Origin of the sequence: Paractinoplanes bogorensis, from assembly GCF_018829635.1 — a bacterium.
GTDB classification, from domain to species: Bacteria; Actinomycetota; Actinomycetes; order Mycobacteriales; family Micromonosporaceae; genus Actinoplanes; species Actinoplanes bogorensis.
Genome location: NZ_JAHKKG010000029.1, coordinates 1 through 19,365, shown reverse-complemented (window position 1 = coordinate 19,365; position 19,365 = coordinate 1). Strand labels below are relative to the sequence as shown.

Sequence of the window (19,365 nt, the reverse complement as noted above, 5' to 3'; positions counted from 1 at the left end):
CGCCGGTTCGGCTCAGCGCGCCGGTTCGGCTCAGCGCGCCGGTTCGGCTCAGCGCGCCGGTTCGGCTCAGCGCGCCGGTTCGGCTCAGCGCGCCGGTTCGGCTCAGCGCGCCGGTTCGGCTCAGCGCGCCGGTTCGGCTCAGCGCCGCGCTACTCGCCCAGCACGCGGATTCCGGCGCTGATCACGGCCGTGGCCGTGGGGTAGTCGCGGAGCTGCGCGCGTACCGTCTCGAGGCCCACCCGCAGCGCCACCGGCGGCACCCCGCGGGCCTGCAGGACGCCGTTGGTCCACTCGACGAAGTCGGTGAAGATCGAGGTCTCGCTCACGTACAGCGCCGACGCCAGGAAGTCGACGATGTGCGCCATGTCTTCGGCGGTGGAGTCCCGCTGCCGCTGGTTGTAGTCGCGCATCGCCGGGTACGCCTCGGTCAGCCGGTGCATGGCCGTGCTGATCAGTTCGGGGCGGTTGCGCACCACGTACGTGTATTCCTCGTCGCCCAGGTAGGCCGACAGCTGGGGGTCCGGCTGGTGCGGGGGCCAGTGCCGGGCCAGTCGCTGCACCGCCTCTTCGGCGCCCGCCGCCCACGCGTCCGCGCCCAGATGCTGCGCATAGCGGCCACCCGGGCCGAAGCCCCGCCCGCCCGCGATGACCGGCACCCCGGCCGCCTTGCAGGCCGTGATCGCGGCGTGCGCGCGGGGCAGCCGGGTCGCGATCATGCAGCTCAGCGCGACCACGTCGGGGCCGGTCTGGTGCAGGTGGGTGATCAGGTGCGGGCCGGGCACGTTGGCGCCGAGGTAGTCGACCCGCCAGCCGTCCAGGCGCAGCATCTCGGCCAGGATGCGGGTCGGCAGCGCGTGCCATTCGCCGTCGACGCAGGCGATCGCCACCCGGCCGCGGGTCGGCCGGACCGTGCTGCGGGCGGCCACCGCGGCCAAGGCGCGTTCGCTGATCGCGGTCGCGGCGTGCTCGCGGGCCACCGTCCACTCGTTGGCCGCCCACAGCTCGCCGACCCGGGTCTGGGTGCCGGCGATCAGCTCCATCATCACGCGTTGCGGGGTGACGCCGTCGTCGAGCAGCGTGGTCACCAGTTCTACGGCGCCGAACTCGTCGCCCTCGCCGACCAGGCCGAGGAACTCGTCGTGCAGGCCGGGGTCGTCGAGGGACCGGCGGGCGGCGACGCTCATGAGCGGGCCCGCACGCGCCGTTCGTCGATCGCGAACGGCGAGGCGTTGCTGTAGAGGCTGAGCTGGGCCCGGGCCGGGGCGCGGACGGCCAGCATCGCGATGTCGTCGCGGGTGCCGCCGTGGACCCAGTCGCTGACCAGTTGCCGTACGCGTTCGACGGTGGCCACGCCGGGCAGGCCCTGACACTCGGCCAGGGCGTCGCGCAGCCGGGCCTCGCCGAACTGCTCGTCGCCGGTCGGGCCGCCGCGGGCCTCGGTCAGGCCGTCGCTGTAGAGCAGGCACAACTCGCCCGGGGCGAGTTCGACCTGGGCCGGGTTGACCACCGTGCGGGGGACCGCGCCGATCAGGGTGCCGCTGGTGGGCACCTCTTCGACCCGGCCGTCGCCGCGCAGCACCAGCGGCGGAGGGTGCCCGCCGGTGGCCAGGGTGAGCCGTACCCGGCCGTGCTCGACCCGGCTGACCGAGCCGACCACCATGGTGACGAACCGGTGCTGCCGGCCCGACTCGAGCAGGGCCTTGTTGAGCACGTGCAGCATCTCGTCGGGGGCCGCGTCGACCAGCCGCAGCGCGCGCAGCGTCTGGCGCACCTTGCCGGTGAGCACGGCCGCCTCGGGACCCTTGCCGCAGACGTCGCCGAGCGCGATCACCGTGTCGTCGCTGCTGTCGGTCGGGCCGAACACGTCGTAGAAGTCGCCGCCGATGCGCAGCGCCTCGCGGGCGGCCTGGTAGGAGCCGATCAGTTCGAAGCCGTCGGGCTGGATCAGGTCGGGTGGCAGCAGGTCGGCCTGCAGCACCGCGGTGGTGTCGACCTGTTCGCGGTAGAGCCCGGCGGCCGAGATGGCGGCGCCGGCCCGGGCCGCGAAGATGCGGGCGAGGATCTCGTCCTCCGGGCCGAACTCGGCGCCGGCGCCGCGACGGGCCAGAATCAGCGCCCCGGCCGGCTCGGCGTTGCCGGGCAGGGGAGTGACCAGCAGGGCACCGAACTCGCCGGGCAGCAGCCAGTCGGGCGCCTGGGACGCGTCGAGCCACTTGCTCGGGATGGGCGGGAACCCGCCGAGCGCCTCGACCAGCCCGGGCACCTCGCCGAGCACCTTCTCGCGGAGGGTGCCCTCTTCGATCGTGCCGCCGGCCACGAGGCGTACCCACTGGCTCTGCCGCCGGTTGACCGGCAGCACGACCACGGCCGCGTCGGCCAGGTGGGCGACCGCGAGTTCGGCGGTGATCCGCTGGCAGCGGCCCTGGTGCAGGGTCGAGGAGAGGCGGCGGCCGGCCTCGGCCAGGAAGGCCGTGCGGGCCCGTTCGGCCCGCAGCGCGTCGGCCCGGTTGACCTCATCGGTTCGGTCGCGCAGATACCACCCGTAGTGGTCGTCGCCGAGCGCGCGGCGGCGTCCGTGCAGGTGGCGGTCCGCGTAGACGTCGGTGAAGGAGTCGTCACCGGCCGCGAGCGCACCGGCCAGACCGGGCAGCGGGCCGTCGACGGCCGTCACCCCCGTGGTCAGGCCCGGCACCAGCTGCTGAGCGGCCGCGTTGACCATCAGGATGGTGTCGTCGGCGGCGTCGCACAACAGGACCGCCTCGCTCGCGGCGTCGAGCGCGGCGCGGAGCAGCGTGGCGCGGAGCAGAGCGGGCGCGGGCCCGTCGATCAGCCGTTCGCCGGCCACGGCCGGCGATTGCGCTGTCATGATTCCCCCTGTCTCTCCCCGCCCGGCGAACCTCTTGACCGCGACACTACGTGCTCATCGACCGATCGGCTCGGTCAGGTGTTCGATCCGGAGTCGAGATCCACCACGATCGGCGCGTGATCGCTCGGGCCCTTGCCCTTGCGTGCCTCGCGGTCGACCACCGCATCGGTGACCCGTCCGGCCACCGAGGCAGTGGCGTAGACGAGGTCGATCCGCATGCCCTTGTTCATGTGGAACATTCCGGCCCGGTAGTCCCAATAGGTGAACGGGTGGTCACCCTTGAGAGGGCGTCCGACCACGTCCTGGAGGCCGACGGCTCGCAATCCGGCCAGCGCTTCGCGCTCCGGCGGGGTGACGTGGGTGGCGCCGGCGAAGACCGACGGGTCCCACACGTCGTCGTCGGTCGGGGCGACGTTGTAGTCGCCCGCCACCACCAGCGGGCCGGCGTCGACCTCGCCGGCCAGGACGTCCCGCAGCGCGGCCAGCCAGGACAGCTTGTACGTGTAGTGCGGGTCGTCGGGCGTGCGCCCGTTCGGCACGTAGATCGAATAGAAGCGGATTCCGCCGCACACGGCGCTGATGGCGCGTGCTTCCGGATCGGGGAAGCCGGGTTCGCCGGGGAATCCCTTGCGAACGTCGTCGAACCCCACTCGCGACAGCAGGGCGACCCCGTTCCAGCGTCCCTGCCCGTACGCCGCCACGTCGTACCCGAGGTCGCGAACCTCCGCGGACGGGAAGGCGTCGTCGGCCACCTTGGTCTCCTGCAGGCACAGCACGTCCGGCTTGGTGGTGCCGAGCCACTCCAGGAGGCGCGGCAGCCGGGCCTTGACCGAGTTGACGTTCCATGTGGCGAAGCGCATCCGCCCAGCCTGCCCCATCGGGCGGCCGGGCGCCGCCTCAGAACCGGCGAGTCGCGCGGGTGGCGGCCAGAAGTGCCAGGCCGAGACCCAGCATCAGCGCGAACAACACCGCGACCATCCACACCACGGCCCCCTCGGAGCCGACCAGTGTCGCCATGCTGTGTCTCCCAAGGACGACCGAATCAGAGCACGAACCCCGTGTGCCGTGTGATCCGCGTTACTGCGAGATCCCGGTCAGCGAATAATGCCCGAGTCGCGCACACGATGCCAGTCGTGATGGCAGGTTTGGCAGCATGCGAGTGGACGCGACGCCGGCGCTGCCCGATTGCCTCCTCGACGCGGCCTGGGAGTTCTACCGGGACACGTTCGACGAGCTGCGGGTCCTGGCGGTCAACCGGCACATGCTCTACCGCCACGAGTTCGAGGAGCTCATGGCGGACAAGCGCAACGACAAGTACGTCGTCCAGGACGACGAGGGTGTCGTCGGGCTCGCCGTGATGACCACCGACCTGCATGCCGCGCCACTGATCTCACCCGACTATTTCCGGCACCACTGGCCCACCCGGTACGCCGAGAACAACCTGTTCTTCGTCCACTTCGTCGGCGTACGGCAGGGCAGCCGGGGTCGCGGGGTGTTCATCAAGCTGATGCGTGAGATGTACAAGCCGGTCGAGGCGGCCGACGGGCTGGTGTTCATCGACGTCTGCACCTACAACGAGGACGTGCACGAGCTGCCCGAGATGATCGGCAAGGTGCTGGACCGGATCGCCGGGCACGCCGTGTCGACCCGGATCGACTCGCAGTCCTTCTGGATGTACGAGTTCCCCAAGTCGCCGGTCCCGGCGGGGTGAGGCACGGGGATGTACGAGCTCCCGAAAGCGTCAGTCCCGGCGGGATGAAGCACGGGGATGTACGAGTTCGGCGACAGCGTCAGTCCCGGCCGGTCAAGGCAGCCGTGCCGGCCACGTGCCAGTGCCGGGCGAACTCGGCCGGCGGCACGGCCGGTCCCCACAGCCACCCCTGCCCCCTGGTCACGCCCACCGCGGCCAGCGCGTCCCGCTGCAGCCGGGTCTCGACGCCCTCGGCGATCACGGTCAGCCCGAGCGCGTAGCTCATCGTGACCACCGCCCGCACGATCTCGTCGTCCTCGGGGCTCTGCCCGAGCCCGATCACGAACGAGCGGTCGATCTTGATGCCGGTGATCGGGAACCGCCGCAGGTAGCCCAGCGCCGAGAACCCGGTGCCGAAGTCGTCGATGAGCACCTGGCAGCCCAGTTCGCGCAGCTCGAACAGCACCCGCCCGGGAACGCCGGACGCGTCGACCAGCACCGACTCGGTCATCTCGATGGCGACGCAGCGCGCCGGTACGCCGTACCGGAGGATCTCGGACGACACCATCAGCGCCAGCCGGGGGTCGGTGAGCTGACGCCCGGAGACGTTGATCGAGACGTAGAAGGCGTCGCCGACGGTGCCGTCGGCGCGCCACTCGCCGAGTTGGCGCAGCGACTCCTGCCGCACGAAGTCGCCCAGGGCGGTGATCAGCCCGGCCTCCTCGGCGATCGGGATGAACGTGGCCGGCGAGATCGGCCCGCGCTCCGGATGCGTCCAGCGGACCAGCGCCTCGGCGCCCGCCGGCACTCCTGTGGCCAGGTCGACGATCGGCTGGTAGGCGACGCTGAGCTGCCCTGATTCGAGCGCCTGGCGCAGCGACACCTCGAGTTCGATCCGTTCGCGGACCCGGTCGTGCATGGCCGCGTCGAACACCGTGGTGCTGCCCGCGCCCTCGGCCTTGGCCCGGTACATGGCCGTGTCGGCGTCGCGCATCAGGGCCTCGGCGACGTCGCCCGGACGCCCCGCCGCACCGGTGGCCGACGCGATCCCCATCGAACAGGTCATGGTCAGCTCGGTGCCGCGCACTCCGAACGTACGGGAAAAGCAGTTCTGAATGTCGGCCGTCAAAGTGCGGGCGTGCTCCTCGTCGCGCAGCGCGGCCAGCATGAACTCGTCGCCGCCGAGCGCCGCCACCGCGACATCGTCCGGCACGCACTCGCGCAGCCGCCGCCCGACCTCGATGACCAGCTGGTCACCGGTGTCATGCCCCCAGCCGTCGTTGACGTACTTGAAGCCGTCGAGGTCGAGCAGGAAGACCCAGACCGGCTCGGAGCCGCCCAGCATCCGGGCCACCTCTTCGGTGATCAGGTAGCGGTTGGGCAGGCCGGTCAGCGCATCGTGCATGGCCTGGTGCTCGGCCCGCCGCTGGGCCGCCACCTGGGACCGGACCGCGGTCACGGCCCGCGCCAGCAGCAGGGCCGCGATCAGGGTGCCGGCTACGGCGATCGTCACGCGCTCGGCCCGGGTGCTGTCGGCGAGCACCAGGAGCAGCACGAACGGGCTGGCCAGGGCCGGGGCCAGCAGCGCGATCCGGCCGGCCGACCAGGCCTGCACGGGCGGTCGCGAGGCCTGCCCGAGGCGGGTGACCGAGGGGTGCAGGGCGGTGACCCCGATCAGCACGTACGCCACCAGGAAGGGCACGTCGAACGCGGGTGAGGCGTAGGTGAGGCCGGTGATGCCGATGATCGCGTACGCGAGGTCCCCGGCCAGCAGCGAGATCATCCCGCCGAGCAGGGTGACCAGGCTGACCGGCCAGGTGGTGGTGGTGAACGTCAGGTTGACCACCAGCAGCACGACGACCACGTCGACCAGCGGATAGAGCCCGGCCAGCACCGACTCGGCCGCCGGACGGCCGGTGACGGCGGCGGCCGGCGCGGCCAGCAGCAGGATCACCACCAGCGCGCCCGCCACGCAGGCGATCAGCCCGTCGAGCAGCGCGTGCCGTTCGAGGCTCTGCCGTTGGCGCAGCAGCACGGCCAGGAACGCCACGAGCAGCACGTAACCGGGGACGGTGGCCAGATCGGAGAGCATCGGCCACAGGCCGGGCAGGTCGTCGACGAGCGGGCGCAGGACCACGCCGATCAGGCAGAGCAGGGCCGACGAGCCGAGAAGGGGCCAGGCCACGGCGGGCTCGGCGCCCCGCCGGCGTGGCCCGGTGAAACAGGCAGTGATCGTGCCCGCACCGATCAGCAGCACGCAGGCGGCATCGACCGTGGGGTTCGAGCTCACCAGGTACGCCACGGACGCCGCGAGCCCGGCTGCCGCGAACAGCCGCCACTTTTCGGTCATCAACTCCCCGTTCGGTTGTACACCTCCGTAACTGAGCGGGGCGCCGGCGCCGGGAGCGGGCTGCCGTGGGCGAACAGGGTCGGGCTGGCCGCACGGCGCAGCACCGTCCGGGCGACCGAACCGAGCAGCCCCGCGTCGTGCGTGCCGCGCGGCCCCAGCACGGTCACCCGGGCCCGGCTCGTGGCCCGCACCAGCGTCGGGCCGACCGCGCCGGTCAGCAGTCGCACCGAGTAGTCGGTGAGTTCGGGGACAGCCTCGACGGCCCGGTCCACGATCTCGCGGGCCTGCTCCTCGTCGTCCTCGATGACGTGGGCGACGACCACCGGCACGTTGCGCCGTGCGCCCTCGGCGGCGGCCAGGCGAAGGCCGAGCAGCGCGGCCTCCGAGCCGTCCACCGCGGCCAGGATCGGACCGGCCTGGGGGCGTGGCCCGCGCGCCACCAGCACCGGGCACCAGGCGCGGGCCACGGTCTGCACCAGCACCGAACCCGACGGCAGCCACGGCGTGGTGGCCAGGTCGTCGTCGCCGAGCACCAGCATCTCGGCCGTGCGGCCCAGGCGCAGCAGGGTGCGGTCGGGCAACCCGTCGACCAGTTGACCTGTCACCCGCACGCCGGGTGTGGAACGCTGGGCAGTGGCGACCGCCGCGTCGACGATGCGTGCGGCCGTCCGGCGGGCCCGGTGGTCGATCTGCTCGAGGCTGGGATGTTTCCAGGTGAAGGCGTGCACGATCCGCAGGTCACGATCGCGCGAGACGGCTTCGCGGGCGGCCAGGCGCACGGCGGCGAGTCCGGCCGACGTGCCGGTCACCCCGACGACAACAGGTGACGGACTCGGATTAGGCATCGTTGCGCACCTCCGCCTTCGACTACAACCATTATCTATACAGGTTCGCCACTCTTCGTGATCAATCCCTCAGCAGGGAGCCGCCTGATGACCCATTCAGGTTGAGGGTTTACGGTGAACTTCACAATTTCTGGGACATCTGCCGGTGAAGTGAGGGAAATACATGACGGATGTCAAGCTCGACCACCCCGGCGGTCAGCTGTCGATGCCCGTGCGCGAAGCGGTCGAGGGTCCGGGCGGCATCGACGTCAGCGCCCTCCTCAAGGAGACCGGCTTCGTCACCCTTGACCAGGGTTTCGTCAACACCGCCTCGACCACGTCGACGATCACCTACATCGACGGTGACGCCGGCATCCTCCGCTACCGCGGATATCCGATCGAGCAGCTGGCCGAGAAGTCGTCGTTCCTCGAGGTCTCGTACCTGCTGATGCACGACGCGCTGCCGACGCCGCAGCAGCTCAAGGACTTCGCCGACAAGATCCGGGTGCACACGCTCCTGCAGGAGGAGATGCGCACCTTCTTCTCCGGCTTCCCGCGCAACGCGCACCCGATGGCGGTGCTGTCGTCGGCGACGACCGCGCTCTCGACCTTCTATCAGGACGCGCTCGACCCGCTCGACCCCGAGCAGGTCGAGATCTCGGGCATCCGGCTGATGGCGAAGCTTCCGACCATCGCCGCGTACGCCTACAAGAAGTCCATCGGCCATCCGCTGCCGTACCCGGACAACACCCTCGACTACGTCGAGAACTTCCTCCGGATGACGTTCGGCCTGCCCACCGTGCAGTACGACGTCGACCCCAAGATCGCCAAGATCCTGGACATGCTGTTCATCCTGCACGCCGACCACGAGCAGAACTGCTCGACGTCGACCGTGCGGCTGGTCGGCTCGGCGCAGGCCAACCTGTTCGCCTCGGTCTCGGCCGGCATCAACGCGCTCTCCGGCCCGCTGCACGGCGGGGCCAACGCGGCGGTGCTCGAGATGCTCGAGCAGATCCGGAAGGACGGCGGCGACGTCGCCTCGTTCGTCACGCGAGTGAAGAACAAGGAAAAAGGCGTCAAGCTCATGGGCTTCGGCCACCGGGTCTACAAGAACTACGACCCGCGGGCCGCGATCGTCAAGAAGGCCGCGCAGGAGATGCTGGCCACCCTCGACAAGCCCGACCCCCTGCTCGATCTCGCGTTCCAGCTGGAAGAGATCGCGCTCAACGACGACTACTTCGTCTCGCGCAAGCTCTACCCGAACGTGGACTTCTACACCGGCCTGATCTACAAGGCCATGAACTTCCCGACCACCATGTTCACGGTGCTCTTCGCGCTCGGCCGGCTGCCCGGCTGGATCGCGCAGTGGACCGAGATGATGAACGACCCGGCCAACAAGATCGGCCGCCCGCGGCAGCTCTACACCGGTGCCGCCGAGCGCGAGTTCATCGCGATCGACAAGCGCTGAGCCGTTCGAACGACCCGATGACGCCCCGCCGGAATTCCGGCGGGGCGTTTTCGTAACATCGGGGCATGGAGACGTTGGAGTTTCAGGCCGAAGCTCGGCAGTTGCTGCAGTTGATGGTCCACTCGATCTATTCGAACAAGGACATCTTCCTGCGCGAGCTCATCTCGAACGCCTCGGACGCGCTGGACAAGCTGCGCCTGGCCACGCTGCAGGACGGGATCGAGGCGGACGCCTCCGACCTGCACATCGAGCTCGCCGCCGACAAAGAGGCGCGCACCCTGACCGTGCGCGACAACGGCATCGGGATGACCCGCGACGAGGTCGTCGAACTGATCGGCACCATCGCCAAGTCGGGCACGGCCGAGCTGCTGACCAAGCTGCGCGAGGCCAAGGAGAGCCCCGAACTGATCGGCCAGTTCGGTGTCGGCTTCTACTCGACGTTCATGGTCGCCGAGAAGGTCACGCTGGTCACCCGCAAGGCCGGCACCGAGGGCCACGGCACCCGGTGGGAGTCGACCGGCGAGGGCACCTACTCGATCGACGACGAGCCGGACGCCCCGATCGGCACCACGGTCACCGTCCACCTGCGCCCGAAGGACGAGGAGGACGCGCTCTACGACTACACCGATGACTGGAAGATCCGCGAGATCGTCAAGAAGTACTCCGACTTCATCGCCTTCCCGATCCGGATGGGCGACGACACGCTCAACTCGATGAAGGCGCTGTGGGCCCGGCCGCGGTCCGAGGTGTCCGACGAGGAGTACCACGAGTTCTACCGGCACATCAGCCACGACTGGTCCGAGCCGCTCGAGATCATCAACATGAAGGCCGAGGGCACCTTCGAGTACGAGGCGCTGCTCTTCCTGCCGTCCCGTGCACCGCACGACCTGTTCCAGCGCGACTCCCGGCACGGCCTGCAGCTCTATGTGAAGCGCGTCTTCATCATGGACGACAGCCGCGAGCTGATCCCCGACTACCTGCGCTTCGTCAAGGGCGTGGTCGACGCGGCCGACCTGTCGCTGAACATCTCGCGCGAGATCCTCCAGCAGGACCGGCACATCCAGATGATCCGCCGCCGGCTGGTCAAGAAGGTGCTCTCGACCATCAAGGACCTGCTGGCCGGCAACCCGGAGAAGTACGCCACGTTCTGGCGTGAGTTCGGCCGGGCGGTCAAGGAGGGCCTGCTCAACGACTCCGACAACCAGAAGGCGATCCTCGACGTCGCGACGTTCTCGTCCACCGCGGGCACCGAGCCGACCACCCTCACCGCCTACGTCGAGCGGATGAAGGAGGGCCAGGACGAGATCTACTTCCTGACCGGCGAGAACCGTTCCCAGGTCGAGAACTCGCCCCACATGGAGGCGTTCCAGCAGCAGGGCTACGAGGTGCTGATCCTCACCGACCCGGTCGACGAGATCTGGGTCGAGGCCGTCCCCGACTACGACGGCAAGAAGCTCCAGTCGATCGCGCGCGGCTCGGTCGACCTGCCCAAGGACAACGAGGAGCCCGAGCCCGAGGGTGACTTCGCGCCGCTGCTCACCTTCCTCAAGGAGAGCCTGACCGAGCAGATCAAGGACGTGCGCCTGTCGCACCGCCTGATCAGCTCGCCCGCCTGCCTGGTCAGCGACACCGACGACATCACGCCGGCGCTCGAGAAGATGTACCGGGCGATGGGGCAGGAGGGCCCGCGGGTCAAGCGGATCCTCGAGCTGAACCCGAACCACCCGCTGGTCAGTGGGTTGCGGACGGCGTACGAGGCGCGGGCCGACGATCCGGCGCTGCCCGAGACGGCCGAGCTGCTTTACGGCACGGCGCTGCTGGCCGAGGGCGGCGACCTGGACGACCCGGCCCGGTTCGCCAAGCTGCTGGCCGACCGCCTGGCCAAGACCGTCTGACAAGACCGTTTTCCCGTACGGGTGGGGAAGCTGGACGGTTCTACAGGGCGCTGAGCCAGTTCCGGGCGCCGGAGTGTCGCACCCGCACTCCGGCGACCCGGATCGCTTCGCGCAGTGCCGTTTCCAGGGGCGCGTTCGTCCAGAGTGCGTGGGTCAGCGCGCCGTGGAAGGCGTCTCCGGCGCCGGCCGTGTCGACCGCTTCGACGGGCGGAACCGGCACCGTTCCGGACCGGGGACCGCTGAACCAGGCGACCGGGTCGGGGCCGTGCGTGACGACCACGGTCGGGGCGCCGATCGCGGTGGCGGTGGCGGCGTCGATTCCCGCGATCGTGCTCCGGTGGCTTTCCGTGGCCGGCCGGTTTTCCGCGGCGGGGTGGCGGAACGTGGCCGAACAGGCGACCACCTCGGCGTACGGGAAAATGTCGTGGAAGACCGGTCGCCACGAACCGGCGTCGACCACCAGCCTGGTCGCGGATCGGGCGGCGGCCGTGGCCAGCACCGGATGGTGGCCGTCGACCAGGGTCACGGCGGCCGGCGGCAGACCCTCTTCCGGTACGCCGTAGGCCAGGTCACCGGCGTTGCGGCTGACGATGGTGCGCTGGCCGGTGCCGTCGACGACCACGACCGTCGAGATCGGTGGCAGGGCGTCGGAATGCCGGGCCGCGTCGACGACGCGGACGCCGGAAGCCTCCAGATCGGAGCGGATGAGCGCACCCAGCGGATGCGCCCCGATCGCCGTGACCAGTGTGACCGGCGCGCCCAGCGCGGCGGCCGTGACCGCGGCGTTGGCGGCCGGACCACCCGCGGCGACCTCGGCCGAGCGGGCCTGGGCCTTCTCGTCCACGCCGGGCATCCGATCGACCCGGTAGACGAGGTCGACGGTGGCCAGCCCGACGCAGAGGATCATTCCGCGACCGAGCGTACCGCCTCGCGGATCGCCGTCGCTCCGGCCGCCGCCAGCGCCGCCGCACCCCGCACGGTGGCCGCGACGAACTGGTGCTCGGGCGGGATGCGTTCGGTGATCGCCTGCCACTGCGCGGGCGTGAGCGGGAACGGGTTGCCGCCGCCGGCCATGCGCAGCACGAGCGCGTCGCGGAAACGCTCGTCCGCCTTGAGCACCTCACGCGGGATGGGCCGGTTGGCGAACATCCGCGCGAAGCTGACCACGATCACCGAATCGCGCGGGGCCTCGGTGATGGTGCCGACCGCGGCCACGCCGCCGCTACGCCCGCTGTGCCAGAGGGCCACGTCGTCGCCGGCGGTGATCAGATCGCGGTAGCGGCGGATCACCCAGTCGCCGCTGCCGCACGCGCCGCGCGCCGGGTTGTGCTGGAGAAGCCAGTGCGCCATCCCGCCAGTCTGGTCAGTGCTCGCTGCTCCGGGGGCGGGTTCGCACAGGAACACTCGTCCGATGCGGGTCGGTCAGGTGGCGAGTTCGCGTACGAACACTCCGACGTTGCGGAACACCTCGGCGATGCCGTCCCCGATGCCGCGCGCGATGTCCGACGCCGGTCCGGGGTTGGTGCCGATGTAGAAGATGACGAGAACGAGCACGATCCAGCCGAGGGCTTTCTTCATGAGATCGGCTCCCTTCCGCGTCCGGCCGACTGCTTACATGATCGTGGCACGTCCGCGCACGTCTTTCGCGCACCTTCACCCGCGCGGCGGGAACAAGGCATGTGCGTTCGACCAGCAGACCGCCTCCATCCACGCGTCGCCGAGGTCGAGGCGGGCCAGCGACTCGAGCTGGTGCTCGTAGGGGTACGGAATGTTGGGGAAGTCGCTGCCGAGCAGCACCTTGCCGGCCAGCCCGAGGTCACGAAGCCGGGGGCGGAGCTCGCGGGGGAACGGCGCCATCTCTTCGAAGAAGTCGGTGAACGCCATCGTGGTGTCGAGCCGCACCTGCTCGTGGCGTTCGGCCAGCTCGAGGAAACCCGCGTATTCGGGCGCGCCCGCGTGCGCGATGATCACCGATAGTCGTGGGTGCCGGGCCAGCACCTCGCCGATCGGCCCGGGCCCGGTGAAGCCGGCCGGCACCGGACCCGACCCGGCGTGCACGACCACCGGCGTGCCCGCCTCGGCCAGCATGCCCCACGTCGATTCCAGCTCGGCGACCCGCGGATCGAAGCCGCCGACCTGCAGGTGCAGCTTCCAGATCCGGGTCCCACGATCAAGAGCCTTCCCCGCGTACGCCTCCACGCCCGGCTCGGGAAAGAACGTGGCACTCGGCAGGCAGCCCGGGGTGCGTGCCGCGAAGTCGAGGGTCCAGTCGTTGAGCTCGGCCGCCATGCCGGGGCGATGGGCGTAGGCCAGCGCACTGAACATCGTGACGCCCAGGCCGCGCAGGATGGCCACCCGTTCCTGCTCGTCGCCGCGATAGGTGATCGGCCACGGCCGCCCGATCAGCGGACCGGCCTCGTCGAAGTGGGCCCAGACCCGGCGCTGCATGCGCGGGGGCAGGAAATGGGTGTGGATGTCGGCCAGCACATCCTCACTCTACATCTTGACAGTCGCTCCGAACTGACAGCTACTATCAAAAAATGTTGACTTCCACTTCGCGCTGGTACGCGCTCGCCGCGATGGCGCTGAGCACGCTCGCCGTGGGCCTGGACACCACCGTGCTGAGCGTCGCCCTGCCCACCCTCGCCCGTGATCTCGAGGCCTCCACCGGTGAGCTGCAGTGGTTCACCACCGCCTACCTGCTCGTGCTGGCCGCCGCGCTGCTGCCGGCCGGGCTGCTCGGCGATCGGCTCGGCCGCAAACGGATGCTGATCGGGGCGCTCGTGCTCTTCGGCGTCGCCTCGGTCGCCTGCGCCTACGCGTCCTCGGCCGGTCTGCTGATCGCCGCCCGCGCCGTGCTCGGCCTGGGCGCAGCGGTGATCATGCCGCTCTCCGGAGCCGTTCTGACCACGCTGTTCGACTCGTCCGAGCGGGCCCGGGCCATGTCGATCTGGGTCACCGCGAGCGCGCTCGGCATCCCGCTCGGCCCGCTGCTCGGCGGCTGGCTGCTCGACCACTTCTGGTGGGGCTCGGTCTTCCTGATCAACGTGCCGGTCGTGATCGCGGGCGTGCTCGCGCTGGCGATCTGGTTGCCGTCGTCGCGCGGGGTCTCGTCGCGTCTGGACGTCGGTGGCGTCGCGCTGTCGACGGCCGGGCTCGTCGCGCTCACGTACGGGATCATCGAAGCCGGCTCCTCCTGGGGCCCGCGGGCGCTGATCGCCGTCGGCGCCGGGGTGGTGCTGCTGGCGGCGTTCGTGCTCCGGCAGCGGCGGGCGGCGTCGCCGCTGGTCGACCTCGCGCTCTTCCGGAACCGGGCCTTCACCGGCGGGGCGGTGTTCGCCACGATCGCCAGCTTCGCGATGCTCGGCCTGCTGTTCTCGCTGCCCCAGCTGTTCTCGGCGGTCGGCGGGCACGACGCGTTCGGTTCCGGCCTCCGGTTGCTCCCGGTCATCGGCGGCCTGATCCTGGGCGCCCGGGTGGGGGAGAAGCTGGCCGGCGGCCTCGGTGCGCGGGTGGTCATCGCGGGCGGGCTCGGCCTGATCGCCGTGGCGTCGCTGCTCGGTGCGCAGACCACGGCCACCACCGGCTACGGCTACATCGCAGTGTGGATCACGCTGACCGGGATCGGCCTCGGGCTGACCATGCCGCCGGCCCTGAACGCGGCCATCGGGGCGCTGACTCCGGCTCGGGCCGGGATCGGGAACGCGCTCCTGCAGGCGTTGCGCCAGGTCGGCGGCGCGGTCGGGGTGGCCGTGCTGGGCGCCGTGCTCAACTCCGCCTACCGGTCGCATCTGGCCGCGGCCCCGGCGGTCGTCCGCGAGGGCGTGACGCCGGGTGTGGCCTTTGCCGCTCAGACCGGGGACGGGGCGCTGGGTGCATCGGTGCGGGCGGCTTTCGCGTACGGGATGGACCGCTCTCTGCTCGTGGCTGGGGCGCTCGCTCTGGTGGGGGCGGTGCTCGCCCTGTTCGTCATGCCCGCGCGGCCCGCCGGGGAGCAGTCGGAGGTGCTGGCAGAATCGCTCGTATGACCGCAGACGCCGCCCCCGGGTCCGATTCGACGATCTCGGTCGCGTCGGCCGCTGGTGCGGCGTCGGCCGTTGTTGGTGTGTCGGCCGCTGTTGGGGCGTCGGCCGTTGCTGGGCCGTCGGCCGCTGTTGGGGCGTCGGGCGCCCGGGGCGCGCTGGGAGCGTCGGCCGGGCTTCGGGAGCGGAAGAAGGCGAAGACGCGGGCCGCCATCCGCGAGGCGGCGATGCTGCTCTTCACCGAGCACGGCTACGCGGCGACCACGGTCGAGCAGATCGCCGAGGCGGCCGAGGTGTCGCCGAGCACGTTCTTCCGCTACTTCCCGACCAAGGAAGACGTGGTGCTCACCGACGACTACGACCCGCTGATCGTCGAGGCGATCCGGTCCCAGCCGGCCGGGATGCCGGTGATCGAGGCGGTGCTGGTCGGCATGCGGCAGGTGTTCGAGCACCTGACCCCCGAGGAGTGGGAGAGCGAGAACCGCCGCCAGCGACTCTTCCGCACCGTGCCCGAGCTGACCGCCCGCCAGCTGCAACAGACCGTCAGCGCGCTCGACATGCTGAGCGCGGTGATCGCCGAACGCCTGGGCGTGCCACCCGAGGACGAGGGCGCCCGTTCGCTGGCCGGCATGGTGGTCGGGGTCGCGCTGACGTTCCTGCCGCCCGGCCGCCCCGGCGGCTTCACCGCCCACGACTTCGACCGGGTCAAGCAGGCCCTGATCGGCTTGCGGCAACACCTCGACCGCCTCTGAGCCGGTGACCGGTCCGCAGGGTTGAAAGTTCCTCACGTGGGGTACGCCGCGCGGTATGACGCCTGTCGCAGCAGAGGCCATCACCGATGCCGGAACTGGTCAGCTCGTCCTCGCCGCCGTTCTCGGCATCGTGGTCGTGGTCCTGCTCATCGCGTGGGCGAAATGGCATCCGTTCCTGGCCCTGATCCTCGGATCGGCCACGCTGGGCATCGTCGCGGGGGCGTCGCCGGGCGACACGATCGACTCGTTCACGGCCGGGCTGGGCAGCACCGTCGGCAACGTCGGGCTGCTGATCGCGCTCGGCTCGATGATCGGGGCGCTGCTCGCCGAGTCGGGTGGCGCCGACGGCATCGTCAACCGGATCGTCAACAGCGTCACCGGTTCGGCCCTGCCCTGGGCCATGGCCGGGGTGGCCGCGCTGATCGGTCTGCCCCTGTTCTTCGAGGTCGGTGTCGTGCTGCTGGTGCCGATCGTGTTGCTGGTGGCCCGGCGTACGGACATCGGACTGCTCCGGATCGGCATCCCGGCCCTGGCCGGCCTGTCGGTGCTGCACGGTCTCGTGCCGCCGCACCCGGGGCCGCTGGTCGCGATCGCCAACCTGAACGCCGACCTCGGCCTGACCCTGATGTTCGGCCTGATCTGCGCGATCCCGACGGTGATCATCGCCGGCCCGGTCTTCGGCAACTGGATCGCCAAGCGGGTGCCGATCGAGGTGCCGTCCCTGCTGGCGCGTAGTGATGACCGGCCGGGCAGCGGACCTCAGGGCGGGCAGGACTTCGTCGACCGCGACGACGTGGCCAACCCGGCCGGCGAGAAGCCCGACGTGCTGGTCGACGAGCGGCTGGGGCAGCGGCGCAACCCGGGCTTCTGGCCGGCCGTGCTCACCGTGCTCGTGCCGATCGTGCTGATGCTGGCCCGCGCCGTCGGCGAGCTGACCCTGGCCGAGGGCAACAGCGTCCGCGGCGCCCTCGAGGTGATCGGCGAGCCGGTCGTCGCGCTGCTGGCCGGGCTTCTGCTGGCGATGTGGAGCCTGGGCAAGCGGGCCGGCTTCGACCGTCAGCAGACGTCGGCCGTGATCGGCGGGTCGCTGCCCCCGATCGCCGGGATCCTGCTCATCGTGGCCGCGGGCGGCGGCTTCAAGCAGGTGCTGGTCGACGCGGGGGTCGGCAACGTGGTGGCCGACGCGGCCAAGGACGCGAACATCAACGCGCTCGTGCTCGGCTTCCTGGTGTCGGTGGGCATCCGGCTCGCCACCGGTTCGGCCACCGTCGCCACGATCACCGCCGCCGGCATCGTGGCGCCGCTGGCCGAGTCGCTCGACAAGCCGACGGTGGCGCTGCTGGCGCTGGCCATCGGGGCCGGGTCGCTGTTCTTCTCGCACGTCAACGACGCCGGGTTCTGGCTGGTCAAGGAATACTTCGGGATGACCGTGGGGCAGACCATCAAGACGTGGTCGGTGATGGAGACGATCATCTCGGTGGTCGGCTTCGCCTGCGTGATGCTGCTCAGCGTCTTCGTGTAAAGGATCAGCAGTGCCCGTCGAGCTTCTGCCCGACGGTCTGGAAATCGCCGTTCACATAGGCCAGTGGGTCGGGCCGGTCGGCGCCCGCCCGCAGTTCGACGCTGATCTTCTGCAGCGCGTCCAGCAGTCCGATATCGGTCACCGCGGCGCGTTCCTGCTCGACCTTGGCGGCCATGTCGGCCAGCGTCTGCTTCATGCCGGCCGCCGCGTCGTCCCCGCTGCCGGCCGCGTATCCGGCCAGCCGTACGGCGCCCTCGGTGAGAATCTTGTAGGCCGCCGAGCACACGTATTTCGGCACGCCGGCCGAGGCCGAGGGCACCGGCGCGATGCTGATCGGCACCGGGATCGAGCCGGGCGTCACCTCGACCGAGCACCCGGCGAGCAGCCCGGCCGTCAAGATCAGGGGGAGCAGGCGAGCTTTCACCCGGCACATGGTAACGGTCGTCGATGCCCGCACCGAGGGGTGAACGGGGCGCAACCTCATCGGGGGACCGTAGTTAACCGGCTATGTGCCCAACATCCGAAAAAGCGTATTACGTCGTAGCCTGACGGTCACGGTGGCCGGGGTCATGATCGCGGCCGGCGGTGTCGCGCTGGCCGAGGTGGTCACATCCGATCCGGTGTCCTCGCCGTCGTTCAACGGCCCGGTCTATGCCGTCGCGTACCGCGGTTCCACCGTCTTCGTGGGTGGCAACTTCACCAGCGCGATCGTCAACGGTAAAACCGTTTCCCGTACGCGTCTGGCCGCGCTCGACGCCCGTACCGGAGCGCTCCTCGACTGGAAGCCGACCGCCGACGCCAACGTCCGCGCCCTGGCCGTCGCCGGTGACGTCGTGTACGCGGCCGGCGACTTCGACAACGTGAACGGCACCACCCGCGACGCGGTGGCCGGGATCGGCGCGACCAACGGGCAGCTCACCCCGCTGCGGCACACGATCCTCGGACAGCCCAACACCCTCGCCGCGGGCAACGGCCGGCTCTACCTGGGTGGCCGGATCACCTCGGTCGACGGGCAGACCCGGTCCAACCTGGCCGCCTTCTCGCTGGCCACCGGCGGGCTCGAGACGTGGGCACCGACCACCGACGACGTGGTCAACTCGATCGCGCTGACGACCAACCGCCTGTACGTGGGCGGGCGCTTCCACAAGACCAACAACGTGAGCTCGACGCTGCGGCTGTCGGCCGTCGATCCCGGCACCGGGGCGCTCGACAAGACGTTCCTGCCCAAGCCGGTGTCGCAGGTGTTCGCGGTCGCGGCCGACGACTCGGGGGTCTATGCCGCGCTGGGCGGGCAGGGCGGCCGCGCGGTGTCGTTCACCCCGGCCGGCGGCACCCGGTGGACGCGCGTGTTCGACGGGGACGCGCAGGCGATCGCCGTGCTGGACGGCACGACCTATGTGGGCGGGCACTTCGACAAGGCCTGCACGACCACCAACAACGGCGTCAAGGGCGTGTGCACCGACGGCTCGGTGCCGCGCGGCAAGCTGGCCGCGGTCGACGCCCAGGGCAACCTGCTCGAGTGGGCGCCGCAGGCCAACGGCGTGGTCGGCACCCGCCAGATCGCGACCAGCCGCGAGCTCGGCTCGATCAGCGTCGTCGGCGACTTCACCACGGTCGGCGCGACCGCTCGCAAGCGCTACGTCGCCTTCGCCGGCGTGACCCCGCGCACGGAGGCCGGCACGAACCCGCGCACCACCACGCGCACAGAAGCCGGCGCGGCGCCGACCGACCCGTGGGACGACGACACGCGCGACATGTGGGACGACGGCACGGACGACACGTGGGGCGACCCCACAGCAACGGACGACGATGCAGCAACGGCCGACGATGCAGCAAAAGACGATGATGTAGCAACGAGCGGGGACGCAGCAACGAGCGGGGACGCAGCAACGAGCGGGGACGCAGCAACGAGCGGGGACGCAGCAACGAGCGGGGACGCAGCAACGAGCGGGGACGCAGCAACGAGCGGGGACGCA

Annotated in this window: 16 protein-coding genes and 1 pseudogene; 7 read left to right on the top strand and 10 right to left on the bottom strand. The window is 70.7% G+C overall.

Annotation, left to right across the window (positions count from 1 at the left end):
* Positions 1–149 precede the first annotated feature (149 nt).
* The 3 genes from KOI35_RS46675 to KOI35_RS46665 all read right to left on the bottom strand — a co-directional run bounded on the left by KOI35_RS46675 (position 150) and on the right by KOI35_RS46665 (position 3,726).
* Positions 150–1,184, bottom strand: coding sequence for a cobalamin B12-binding domain-containing protein (locus KOI35_RS46675; protein ID WP_215796265.1), 1,035 nt, complete (start codon positions 1,182–1,184; stop codon positions 150–152).
* Positions 1,181–2,866, bottom strand: a complete 1,686-nt coding sequence (locus tag KOI35_RS46670) for a PP2C family protein-serine/threonine phosphatase (RefSeq protein WP_215796264.1) — start codon at positions 2,864–2,866, stop codon at positions 1,181–1,183. Before KOI35_RS46670 ends, KOI35_RS46675 begins: the two co-directional genes overlap by 4 nt.
* A gap of 74 nt (positions 2,867–2,940) precedes the next feature.
* Complete coding sequence (locus KOI35_RS46665; RefSeq protein ID WP_215796263.1) at positions 2,941–3,726, bottom strand: exodeoxyribonuclease III; 786 nt, start codon at positions 3,724–3,726, stop codon at positions 2,941–2,943.
* Between the two features lie 293 nt (positions 3,727–4,019).
* On the opposite strand from KOI35_RS46665, the gene KOI35_RS46660 reads away from it, so the two are divergent.
* Positions 4,020–4,577 carry a hypothetical protein gene (locus KOI35_RS46660; protein WP_215796262.1) on the top strand — a complete coding sequence of 186 codons (558 nt, stop codon included), beginning with the start codon at positions 4,020–4,022 and terminating at the stop codon, positions 4,575–4,577.
* A gap of 79 nt (positions 4,578–4,656) precedes the next feature.
* On the opposite strand, the gene KOI35_RS46655 is transcribed toward KOI35_RS46660, so the two are convergent.
* Positions 4,657–6,906 (bottom strand): putative bifunctional diguanylate cyclase/phosphodiesterase, encoded by a 2,250-nt coding sequence (locus KOI35_RS46655; protein ID WP_215796261.1) that lies wholly within the window; start codon positions 6,904–6,906, stop codon positions 4,657–4,659.
* A complete protein-coding gene (locus KOI35_RS46650; protein ID WP_215796260.1) occupies positions 6,906–7,751 on the bottom strand; it encodes a universal stress protein in 846 nt (281 codons plus the stop codon). Before KOI35_RS46650 ends, KOI35_RS46655 begins: the two co-directional genes overlap by 1 nt.
* A 163-nt stretch (positions 7,752–7,914) precedes the next feature.
* Between KOI35_RS46650 and KOI35_RS46645 the strand changes: the two genes are divergently transcribed.
* Entirely contained in the window at positions 7,915–9,198 is a 1,284-nt protein-coding gene (locus tag KOI35_RS46645) for a citrate synthase (protein ID WP_215796259.1), read from the top strand.
* A 65-nt stretch (positions 9,199–9,263) separates the two neighbouring features.
* The gene (gene htpG / locus KOI35_RS46640) at positions 9,264–11,093 is read left to right on the top strand and encodes a molecular chaperone HtpG (protein WP_215796258.1); all 1,830 of its coding nucleotides are present in this window, start codon (positions 9,264–9,266) and stop codon (positions 11,091–11,093) included.
* Positions 11,094–11,133: 40 nt separating this feature from the next.
* Here the strand turns inward: htpG and KOI35_RS46635 are convergent, their stop codons facing one another.
* From KOI35_RS46635 to KOI35_RS46620, 4 genes are all read right to left on the bottom strand, one after another.
* Positions 11,134–12,000, bottom strand: coding sequence for a PfkB family carbohydrate kinase (locus KOI35_RS46635; protein WP_215796257.1), 867 nt, complete (start codon positions 11,998–12,000; stop codon positions 11,134–11,136).
* A complete protein-coding gene (locus KOI35_RS46630) occupies positions 11,997–12,443 on the bottom strand; it encodes an EVE domain-containing protein (RefSeq protein ID WP_215796256.1) in 447 nt (148 codons plus the stop codon). Before KOI35_RS46630 ends, KOI35_RS46635 begins: the two co-directional genes overlap by 4 nt.
* Before the next feature lie 72 nt (positions 12,444–12,515).
* Positions 12,516–12,671 carry a hypothetical protein gene (locus KOI35_RS46625; protein ID WP_215796254.1) on the bottom strand — a complete coding sequence of 52 codons (156 nt, stop codon included), beginning with the start codon at positions 12,669–12,671 and terminating at the stop codon, positions 12,516–12,518.
* A 75-nt stretch (positions 12,672–12,746) separates the two neighbouring features.
* Positions 12,747–13,580, bottom strand: coding sequence for an amidohydrolase family protein (locus KOI35_RS46620; RefSeq protein ID WP_308121472.1), 834 nt, complete (start codon positions 13,578–13,580; stop codon positions 12,747–12,749).
* A 53-nt stretch (positions 13,581–13,633) separates the two neighbouring features.
* On the opposite strand from KOI35_RS46620, the gene KOI35_RS46615 reads away from it, so the two are divergent.
* From KOI35_RS46615 to KOI35_RS46605, 3 genes are read left to right on the top strand one after another with little or no spacing between them, the layout of a single operon-like run.
* Positions 13,634–15,121 (top strand): DHA2 family efflux MFS transporter permease subunit, encoded by a 1,488-nt coding sequence (locus KOI35_RS46615; RefSeq protein WP_215796252.1) that lies wholly within the window; start codon positions 13,634–13,636, stop codon positions 15,119–15,121.
* Complete coding sequence (locus KOI35_RS46610; RefSeq protein ID WP_246614935.1) at positions 15,118–15,867, top strand: TetR family transcriptional regulator; 750 nt, start codon at positions 15,118–15,120, stop codon at positions 15,865–15,867. The genes KOI35_RS46615 and KOI35_RS46610 overlap by 4 nt, the downstream gene beginning before the upstream one ends.
* 55 nt (positions 15,868–15,922) lie before the next feature.
* On the top strand, positions 15,923–17,389 hold the full coding sequence (locus tag KOI35_RS46605) for a GntP family permease (protein WP_215796250.1): 1,467 nt from the start codon (positions 15,923–15,925) through the stop codon (positions 17,387–17,389).
* Positions 17,390–17,393: 4 nt separating this feature from the next.
* Here the strand turns inward: KOI35_RS46605 and KOI35_RS46600 are convergent, their stop codons facing one another.
* Positions 17,394–17,813 (bottom strand): hypothetical protein, encoded by a 420-nt coding sequence (locus KOI35_RS46600; RefSeq protein WP_308121471.1) that lies wholly within the window; start codon positions 17,811–17,813, stop codon positions 17,394–17,396.
* Positions 17,814–17,946: 133 nt separating this feature from the next.
* On the opposite strand from KOI35_RS46600, the pseudogene KOI35_RS46595 reads away from it, so the two are divergent.
* Positions 17,947–19,365 (top strand): annotated as a pseudogene (locus tag KOI35_RS46595) (hypothetical protein); the annotation flags it as partial.

Bases quoted from the DNA above. Each gene is read 5' to 3' on its own strand.
- KOI35_RS46675 (WP_215796265.1), bottom strand. From the start codon at position 1,184: ATGAGCGTCGCCGCCCGCCGGTCCCTCGACGACCCCGGCCTGCACGAC.
- KOI35_RS46670 (WP_215796264.1), bottom strand. From the start codon at position 2,866: ATGACAGCGCAATCGCCGGCCGTGGCCGGCGAACGGCTGATCGACGGG.
- KOI35_RS46665 (WP_215796263.1), bottom strand. From the start codon at position 3,726: ATGCGCTTCGCCACATGGAACGTCAACTCGGTCAAGGCCCGGCTGCCG.
- KOI35_RS46660 (WP_215796262.1), top strand. From the start codon at position 4,020: ATGCGAGTGGACGCGACGCCGGCGCTGCCCGATTGCCTCCTCGACGCG.
- KOI35_RS46655 (WP_215796261.1), bottom strand. From the start codon at position 6,906: ATGACCGAAAAGTGGCGGCTGTTCGCGGCAGCCGGGCTCGCGGCGTCC.
- KOI35_RS46650 (WP_215796260.1), bottom strand. From the start codon at position 7,751: ATGCCTAATCCGAGTCCGTCACCTGTTGTCGTCGGGGTGACCGGCACG.
- KOI35_RS46645 (WP_215796259.1), top strand. From the start codon at position 7,915: ATGACGGATGTCAAGCTCGACCACCCCGGCGGTCAGCTGTCGATGCCC.
- htpG (WP_215796258.1), top strand. From the start codon at position 9,264: ATGGAGACGTTGGAGTTTCAGGCCGAAGCTCGGCAGTTGCTGCAGTTG.
- KOI35_RS46635 (WP_215796257.1), bottom strand. From the start codon at position 12,000: ATGATCCTCTGCGTCGGGCTGGCCACCGTCGACCTCGTCTACCGGGTC.
- KOI35_RS46630 (WP_215796256.1), bottom strand. From the start codon at position 12,443: ATGGCGCACTGGCTTCTCCAGCACAACCCGGCGCGCGGCGCGTGCGGC.
- KOI35_RS46625 (WP_215796254.1), bottom strand. From the start codon at position 12,671: ATGAAGAAAGCCCTCGGCTGGATCGTGCTCGTTCTCGTCATCTTCTAC.
- KOI35_RS46615 (WP_215796252.1), top strand. From the start codon at position 13,634: ATGTTGACTTCCACTTCGCGCTGGTACGCGCTCGCCGCGATGGCGCTG.
- KOI35_RS46610 (WP_246614935.1), top strand. From the start codon at position 15,118: ATGACCGCAGACGCCGCCCCCGGGTCCGATTCGACGATCTCGGTCGCG.
- KOI35_RS46605 (WP_215796250.1), top strand. From the start codon at position 15,923: ATGACGCCTGTCGCAGCAGAGGCCATCACCGATGCCGGAACTGGTCAG.